Annotated in this window: 6 protein-coding genes; all 6 read left to right on the forward strand. The window is 62.0% G+C overall.

Going from position 1 to position 7768, the window contains the following annotated elements:
• Positions 1–5: 5 nt before the first annotated feature.
• The 6 genes from B3849_RS02615 to B3849_RS02640 all read left to right on the forward strand — a co-directional run bounded on the left by B3849_RS02615 (position 6) and on the right by B3849_RS02640 (position 7567).
• Positions 6–1613, forward strand: coding sequence for an ABC transporter substrate-binding protein (locus tag B3849_RS02615; protein WP_037941349.1), 1608 nt, complete (start codon positions 6–8; stop codon positions 1611–1613).
• Between the two features lie 64 nt (positions 1614–1677).
• A complete protein-coding gene (locus B3849_RS02620; protein ID WP_286779781.1) occupies positions 1678–2619 on the forward strand; it encodes an ABC transporter permease in 942 nt (313 codons plus the stop codon).
• A gap of 1 nt (position 2620) precedes the next feature.
• On the forward strand, positions 2621–3508 hold the full coding sequence (locus B3849_RS02625) for an ABC transporter permease (protein WP_064216922.1): 888 nt from the start codon (positions 2621–2623) through the stop codon (positions 3506–3508).
• A 1-nt stretch (position 3509) separates the two neighbouring features.
• Positions 3510–5195 carry an ABC transporter ATP-binding protein gene (locus tag B3849_RS02630; protein WP_286779782.1) on the forward strand — a complete coding sequence of 562 codons (1686 nt, stop codon included), beginning with the start codon at positions 3510–3512 and terminating at the stop codon, positions 5193–5195.
• On the forward strand, positions 5192–6358 hold the full coding sequence (locus B3849_RS02635) for a M20 aminoacylase family protein (RefSeq protein ID WP_009824267.1): 1167 nt from the start codon (positions 5192–5194) through the stop codon (positions 6356–6358). The genes B3849_RS02630 and B3849_RS02635 overlap by 4 nt, the downstream gene beginning before the upstream one ends.
• Before the next feature lie 69 nt (positions 6359–6427).
• Positions 6428–7567, forward strand: coding sequence for a M20/M25/M40 family metallo-hydrolase (locus tag B3849_RS02640; protein WP_278426074.1), 1140 nt, complete (start codon positions 6428–6430; stop codon positions 7565–7567).
• Positions 7568–7768: the final 201 nt, after the last annotated feature.

Raw genomic sequence — 7768 nt, forward strand, 5'->3', positions numbered from 1 at the left:
TTGATATGCTGACTTTACGACCCACATTGAAACAAAGCCGGGGGCTGGCGGCGTCGCTGATGACCACGGCTGCGCTGCTGGTGCCTGCCGCGAGCTTCGCGCAGGAAGAAACCACGATCACGGCGGTCATGCACTCGGGCCTGCGGGTGCTGGATCCGGTGATCACCACGGCGCACATCACGCGTGACCACGCCTATATGATCTATGACGTGTTGACGGCGGTGGACGAGAATTTCACCCCGCAGCCGCAGATGGCAAGCTGGGAGACATCCGACGACGGGCTGGTCTATACGTTCACCCTGCGCGACGGGCTGGTGTTCCACGATGGCGCGCCTGTGACCGGCGCCGATGTTGTTGCCTCTCTGACCCGTTGGGGCAAGCGCGACAGCGGCGGGCAGTTGATCTTTGACGTGACCGAAAGCCTTGAAGCGACAGATGACAAGACCGTTGTCTGGACGCTGACCAAGCCCTTTGGCCCGCTGATCGACGTGATTTCCAAGCAATCCGCGGTGCCGCCGTTCATCATGCCGGCGCGTGTTGCCGAAACCTCTGCCGATGAGACGATCACGGAATACATCGGCTCCGGTCCATTTGTGTTCGATCAGGATGCCTATGAGCCCGGCGTGTCGGTGACCTATGAAAAGTTCGACGACTATGTGCCGCGCGACGAGCCCGCATCCTGGATGGCAGGCGGCAAGGTCGTCAATGTGGACAAGGTGGTCTGGACCACGATGCCCGATGCGCTGACCGCGCTGAATGCGCTGTCCGCAGGCGAGATCGACTATCTTGAGCAGGTTCAGATCGACCTGATGCCGATCCTGTCGGGCAATGAGGATGTCGTCGTCGAGAAACGCGATGATCTGGGCTATGTCACCATCGGGCGTCCGAACTTCTTGCATGCACCGTTTGACAACAAGCTGGTGCGTCAGGCGGCGATGGCCGCGCTGGATCAGGAATCCATGCTGGCGACGATGCAGGGTGATCCTGAATACTACAAAGTCTGTGGCGCGATCTTTGGCTGCTCGACCCCCTTGGGCGACGAGGCGGGATCTGACTTGCTGACCGGTGGCGCGAATACCGAGCGTGCCAAGGAACTGCTGGAAGAAGCGGGCTATGACGGAACGCCGATTGTCCTGATGGCCCCGACCGATGTGATCAGCCTGAACAACCAGCCTGTGGTTGCAGCCCAAGCGCTGCGCGAGGCGGGGTTCGAGGTCGATATGCAGTCGATGGATTGGCAGTCGGTCGTGCAACGCCGCGCACAGCAGTCGCCTGTGGCCGAGGGCGGGTGGAACCTGTTCTTCACCAACTGGATGGTGCCCGAAGTCTCTGACCCGCTGGTCAACGTGATGTTGAACGGCCGCGGCGATGATGGCTGGTTCGGCTGGCCCGATGACCCTGAGATCGAAGCCATGCGGACCGAGTATGTCTCGGCCAGCGACGACGCGACCAAGAAAGAGATCGCGACGCGTATTCAGGAGCATGTGATGGACAACGTGAACTATCTGATGATGGGCGAATACATCATCCCGCAGGCGCGTCGGTCCAACATCGAAGACATGATCCCGTCGCCGGTGCCGGTGTTCTGGAACATGACCAAAGCGGCAGAGTGATCTGCCTTGAGAGGCGCGCTGCGATGCGCGCCTCTCACCCCTACGACCGCAAGGAGCCTTCGGCATGTTTTTCTATATCCTCAAGCGCATATTGGCCACGATACCGGTGATGGTGATCGTTGCGATTTTTGTGTTTCTCTTGCTGCGGCTGACGCCCGGTGATCCTGCCGCGATCCTTGCCGGTGATGCTGCCACCCCTGCGCAGCTTGAGCGTATCCGTGACAGTCTGGGGCTGAACGACCCGCTGCTGGTGCAGTTCGGCACATGGATGGGCCAGCTGCTGCGCGGTGATCTGGGTACATCGCTGCTGTCGAATACCTCGGTTGCGGGGATGATCGGCGACCGTTTGGGGCCGACGTTGAATATCGCGTTGATGACGATTGTGATCTCGGTCGCTTTGGCCGTGCCGATGGGGGTGATTGCCGCGTGGCGGCACCGGTCCTGGGTGGATTTCCTGGTGATGTCTTTTTCGGTGCTCGGCTTTTCCGTGCCGGTCTTTGTCATCGGCTATATCCTGATCCAGATTTTCGCCATCGACCTGAAATGGGTGCCGGTGCAGGGCTATAAATCGCCAACCGATGGCATCGGGCCGTTCTTTAGCCGTGCGATCCTGCCGTCGCTGACGCTGGCCACGATCTATATCGCGCTGATCGCGCGGATGACGCGGGCGTCGATGCTTGAGGTTCTGGGCGAGGATTATATCCGCACCGCCCGCGCCAAGGGGGTGCGCGAGAATATCGTGCTGTTCCGCCATGCGCTGCGCAATGCGGCGGTGCCGATCCTGACCATCATCGGCACGGGCTTCGCGCTGCTGATCTCGGGCGTGGTGGTGACCGAGAGCGTGTTCAACATCCCCGGGATCGGGCGGCTGACAGTCGATGCCATTCTGGCGCGCGACTATCCGGTTATTCAGGCGATGATCCTGCTGACCGCGGGCATCTATGTGACGGTCAATCTGTTGATCGACATTTCCTATTCATTCTTCGATCCAAGGATCCGGTACTGATATGACGCAGATCCCAAGCTCTCGGCACAGCGCCTTTCAGGTTGTGACCGGTTTATTCTCTGTCCCCAAAGCGATGCGGATCGGCGTAGGTCCGACGATTGCGGCGGTGATCCTTGTGGCGATTGTCCTCGCGGCGGTGCTGGCCCCTTACTATGTGCCCTATGACCCGCTTGAGATGAATGCGATGGCGCGGCTGAAGCCGCCGTCGGATGACTTCTTGCTGGGCACGGACCCTTACGGCCGCGATATCTTTAGCCGCGTTGTGACGGGGGGGCGCGTGTCGCTGCTGATCGGTGTCGGGGCGGCGGTGGTCAGTGTCGCCGTGGGGCTGCTGATTGGTCTGGTTGCGGGGTATTTCCGGCTGGCCGACAGTATCATCATGCGGATCATGGACAGTCTGATGGCGATCCCCGCGATCCTGCTGGCGATCGCGCTGGTCGCGCTGAACGGGCCGAGCGTGACATCGGTGATCATCGCGATCACCGTGCCGGAGGTGCCCCGCGTCGTGCGGCTGGTCCGGTCGGTGGTGCTGACCGCGCGCGAAGAACCCTATGTCGAGGCGGCGATCGCGCTTGGATCGTCCATGCCCAAGGTCTTGTTGCAGCATCTGATGCCCAACACCTTTGCGCCGCTGATCGTGCAAGGCACCTATATCTGCGCCTCTGCCATTCTGATCGAGGCGATCCTGAGCTTTCTGGGGGCGGGCGTGTCGACCGAGATCCCCACATGGGGGAATATCATGGCCGAGGGGCGAAGCTATTTCCAGATCAAGCCGGGGCTCATCTTCTGGCCGGGGTTGATGCTGTCGCTATGTATTCTGGCGATCAACCTGTTGGGCGACACGGCCCGCGATATCCTTGATCCACGTATGAAAAAGCGGGAGGTGTGAGATGGAATTCAAGTCCAAAGACTTTACCGATGCCAAACGCGTTCTGAAAATACGCGGGCTGACGGTGGGGCTGGCGGGGCGGCCCAAGGCCGATCCGGTGTTGCGCGGGATTGATCTGGATATCCGCGCGGGCGAGACCCATTGTCTGGTGGGCGAAAGCGGGTCGGGCAAATCTGTCACCTCGCTAACGGCGATGGGGCTGCTGCCCAAGGATGCGCTGGAAATTCAGGGCGGGTCGATTGACTTGGAAGGGATCGAGATCACCCAAGCCAAGCCGGCGCAGATGCGGGCCTTGCGGGCGCGGCGGATCGCGATGATCTTTCAGGAACCGATGACCGCGCTGAACCCTGTTTTGCGGGTGGGCGAGCAGATCGAGGAAGTGCTGAACATGCACAGCGATCTGTCCCGCGCCGAGGCCAAGGCCCGCACCATCGATATGATGGAGCAGGTGCATCTGCCGGATGTGGAACGCATCTATGCCGCTTTCCCGCATCAGCTCTCAGGCGGGCAACGGCAACGCATCATGATCGCGATGGCGTTGATCCTTGACCCTGATCTGTTGATCGCGGACGAGCCGACGACGGCGCTGGATGTGACGACGCAGTTGCAGATCCTCAAGCTGATTTCAGAGATGCAGGAACGCCACGGCACGGCGGTGCTGTTCATCACGCACGACATGGGCGTGGTCGCCGAGATCGCGGATACGGTCAGCGTCATGCAGAAGGGCCGCATTGTTGAAAGCGCGCCGATCCGGCAGTTGTTGACCGCGCCCAAGGAAGACTACACCCGCAAGCTGTTGCAGGCGGTGCCCAACCTTGATCCGCGCCCCCCTCGGGCACCGGCGGAGGCGCGGAATGTGATCACCGTGGACGGGCTAGAGATGACCTATGGCGGGGGCGGTTTCTTTCGCGCCAGCCAAGGGGTGCGGGCGGCGCAGGATGTGAATTTCACCATCCAGCCGGGGCGTACCCTTGGGATCGTGGGCGAAAGCGGGTCGGGTAAATCGACCGTGGCCCGTGCCATCATGCGGCTGATCGACCCTACGGCGGGAAAGGTGACTGTTGCCGGGACCGAGATCGCGCAGCTGTCGCGCCGTCAGTTGCAGCCGCATCGCAAGCATTTCCAGATCGTGTTTCAAGACCCTTACCGGTCGCTGAACCCGCGCTGGACCGTGGCGCGCAGCCTGTGCGAGGGGCCGATCAACTTTGGCACCAGCCGCGCCGATGCGATGGAACACGCCGCCGAGCTGATGGAGCTGGTGGACCTGCCGCGCGATGCGCTGGACCGCTATCCGCATCAATTCTCGGGCGGCCAACGCCAGCGGATCGCCATCGCGCGCGCTGTTGCAATGAAGCCCGATCTGCTGGTCGCGGACGAGGCCGTGTCGGCGCTGGATGTCAGCGTGCAGGCGCAGGTGCTTGATCTGCTGGACGATGTGCAGGAAAAATTCGGCATCGCCATGCTGTTCATCACCCATGACCTGCGGGTCGCGGCGCAGATTTGCGACGAGGTGCTGGTGATGCAGAAAGGCGTTGTCGTCGAACATGGGCCCGCGGGCGAGGTGCTTGCCGCGCCGCGCCACGACTACACCCGCAACCTGATCGAGGCCGCGCCCGGCCGGCATTGGGATTTCGCCAACTTCCGTGCGCTGGATCGCACGACCCCCGTGACAGGAGCCACCCTATGACCACCATTCCAAAGATCGAATCCTTTGCCAGCGATCTGACCGCGATCCGTCAGGATTTCCACGCCCACCCCGAACTGGGGTTCGAAGAGGTGCGGACCTCGGGCATCGTGGCGGCGCAGCTGCGCGCCTATGGGGTGGACGAGGTACACGAGGGCATCGGCGGCACCGGTGTGGTCGGGCTGATCAAGGGGCAGGGGGGTGGCAACCGCCGCGTGGGGCTGCGCGCCGATATGGACGCGCTGCCGATCGAGGAAACCTCGGGCGTGGCCTATGCCTCGACCAATCCGGGGCGGATGCATGCCTGTGGTCACGACGGTCATACCACGATGCTGCTGGGGGCCGCGCGCTATCTGGCCGAGACACGGGATTTTGACGGCACCGTGGTGCTGATCTTCCAACCTGCCGAGGAAGGTCTGGGCGGTGCGCGCCGCATGATCGCCGAGGGGCTGTTTGAACGCTTCCCCTGTGACGAGATCTACGGGATGCACAACGATCCGAATTCGGAGCCCAACGTCGTGTCTGTCACGCCGGGGCCGGCGATGGCGGGGGCGAGCTTTTTCGACATCACGATCAAGGGCACCGGCAGCCACGCCGCCGCGCCGCATCAGTCGAAAGACCCGATCGTTATCGGCTCCGCTTTGGTGCAACAGCTGCAAAGCATCGCCAGCCGCAATATCATCCCCACCAAGCCCATCGTTCTGTCGGTGACCAAGTTCAATGCGGGCTCTGCCTATAACGTGGTGCCCGATACCGCGACGATCGCCGGCACCATCCGCTATTTCCATGACGATGTGTCCCAGCTCGCCGATCAGCGCATCCGCGATATCTGCGCGGGCATGGCGCTGTCTTACGGGGTGGAGATTGACGTGGACCTGCGCAATGTCTTTGACGTGCTGATGAACGACCCCGACCTGACCACCGCCTATGTCGCAGCCGCCGCAGATGTGGTGGGCGCTGACCTGTCGTCAGAATCGACCGAGCAGGCCACGGGATCAGAGGATTTTGCCGATATGCTGAAAGTCGTGCCCGGTGCCTATTGCCGTGTCGGACACGCGGGCAATGTGCCGCTGCATAATCCGGGCTTCGTGCTGGATGACGCGATGCTGCCCGTGGGCGCATCGATCTATGCGCGCATCGTGGAAACACGTCTGCCCAAGGCCTGAAGTTACGCTATCATCAAAACGTCTGGCGGTGCCGCAGATCACGGCATCGCAATAGGGAGGAGACCCGACATGACCAATCCGCTTGAGCTGCCGTTTGACACGGACGAGATGATCGCAGGGCTGCGCCCCTGGATCGAAACCGAAAGCCCGACCTTTGACGCGGGGGCCGTGAACCGGATGATGGATCTGGTGCAGCATGATTTGGCGGCCTTGGGCGCGCGGGTTGAACGGATCCCGGGCCGGATGGGGTTCGGCGACAGCGTGCGTGCCACCATGCCCCACCCCCGCGCGGGCGAGGGGGGTATTCTGCTCTTGGGGCATATGGATACGGTCCACCCTGTGGGCACGTTGAAAAAGCTGCCGTTCCGCCGCGAGGGCGGTATCTGCTATGGCCCCGGGCTGATGGATATGAAGGGCGGCAATTATGTCTTCCTTGATGCGCTGCGCAAATTGCTGGCCGCCGGGGTCGAAACTCCGCTGCCCGTCACCGTGCTGTTCACGCCGGATGAAGAGGTCGGCACACCGTCGACCCGCGCGCTGATCGAGGCCGAGGCCAAGCGCCATAAATATATCCTTGTGCCCGAACCTGCCTGCCCCGACGGCGGCGCGGTGATCGGGCGCTATGCCATCGCGCGGTTTAACCTGCAAACCCGCGGCAAACCCAGCCACGCGGGATGGGCGCTGAAGGATGGCGTGTCGGCGATTGCCGAAATGGCAAAGCATGTCGCCGTGATCGAAGGCATGACCAGCGACGACTGTACCTTCTCGTTGGGCGTGTTCAACGCGGGGCAATGGGTGAACTGCGTCTCTTCGGTCTGCGATGCCGAAGTCCTGTCTATGGCCAAGACACAGGAACAACTGGATGCGGGCATCGCCAAGATGATGGCGTTGAACGCGGACCAGGGGAATGTGGTGATGGAGGTCACGCGGGGCGTGACCCGCCCCGTGTGGGAACCGGACCAGCCCGGCACGATGGCGATGCTGGGGGTGGCGCAAGACATCTCGCGCGAGCTGGGGTTCGAGATGACCGGCCAATCGGCAGGCGGCGGATCGGACGGGAACTTTACCGGTTACCTCGGATTGCCCACGCTCGATTCCATCGGGGTCCGGGGGCAGGGGCTCCATACGCTGAACGAACATATCGAAGTCGACAGTCTGGTAGAGCGCGCAAAGCTGGCCGCGGGGCTTTACTGCCGGCTTGGGGCATAGGGACCGGAATGGGGGCACAGCGCCAGCAGCACGCGATATCAGCGCGGTTCCGAATAAAATCGAAAAAAACGAAGTTTTTTGAAAAAAGCTGTTGCAGCCCCCAAATCACAGGTCTATAGAGCGTTCTACCGGAGACGCAGACAAGCAGACACGGGGCGCTAGACGGGGACGACGGGTTACGGTTCGGGTCTTACGTAGCGG

This window comes from Sulfitobacter sp. UBA4523 (assembly GCF_002388305.1).
GTDB classification, from domain to species: Bacteria; Pseudomonadota; Alphaproteobacteria; order Rhodobacterales; family Rhodobacteraceae; genus Sulfitobacter; species Sulfitobacter pontiacus.

Coding starts and splice junctions, on each gene's coding strand:
- B3849_RS02615 (WP_037941349.1), top strand. CDS start 6: ATGCTGACTTTACGACCCACATTGAAACAAAGCCGGGGGCTGGCGGCG.
- B3849_RS02620 (WP_286779781.1), top strand. CDS start 1,678: ATGTTTTTCTATATCCTCAAGCGCATATTGGCCACGATACCGGTGATG.
- B3849_RS02625 (WP_064216922.1), top strand. CDS start 2,621: ATGACGCAGATCCCAAGCTCTCGGCACAGCGCCTTTCAGGTTGTGACC.
- B3849_RS02630 (WP_286779782.1), top strand. CDS start 3,510: ATGGAATTCAAGTCCAAAGACTTTACCGATGCCAAACGCGTTCTGAAA.
- B3849_RS02635 (WP_009824267.1), top strand. CDS start 5,192: ATGACCACCATTCCAAAGATCGAATCCTTTGCCAGCGATCTGACCGCG.
- B3849_RS02640 (WP_278426074.1), top strand. CDS start 6,428: ATGACCAATCCGCTTGAGCTGCCGTTTGACACGGACGAGATGATCGCA.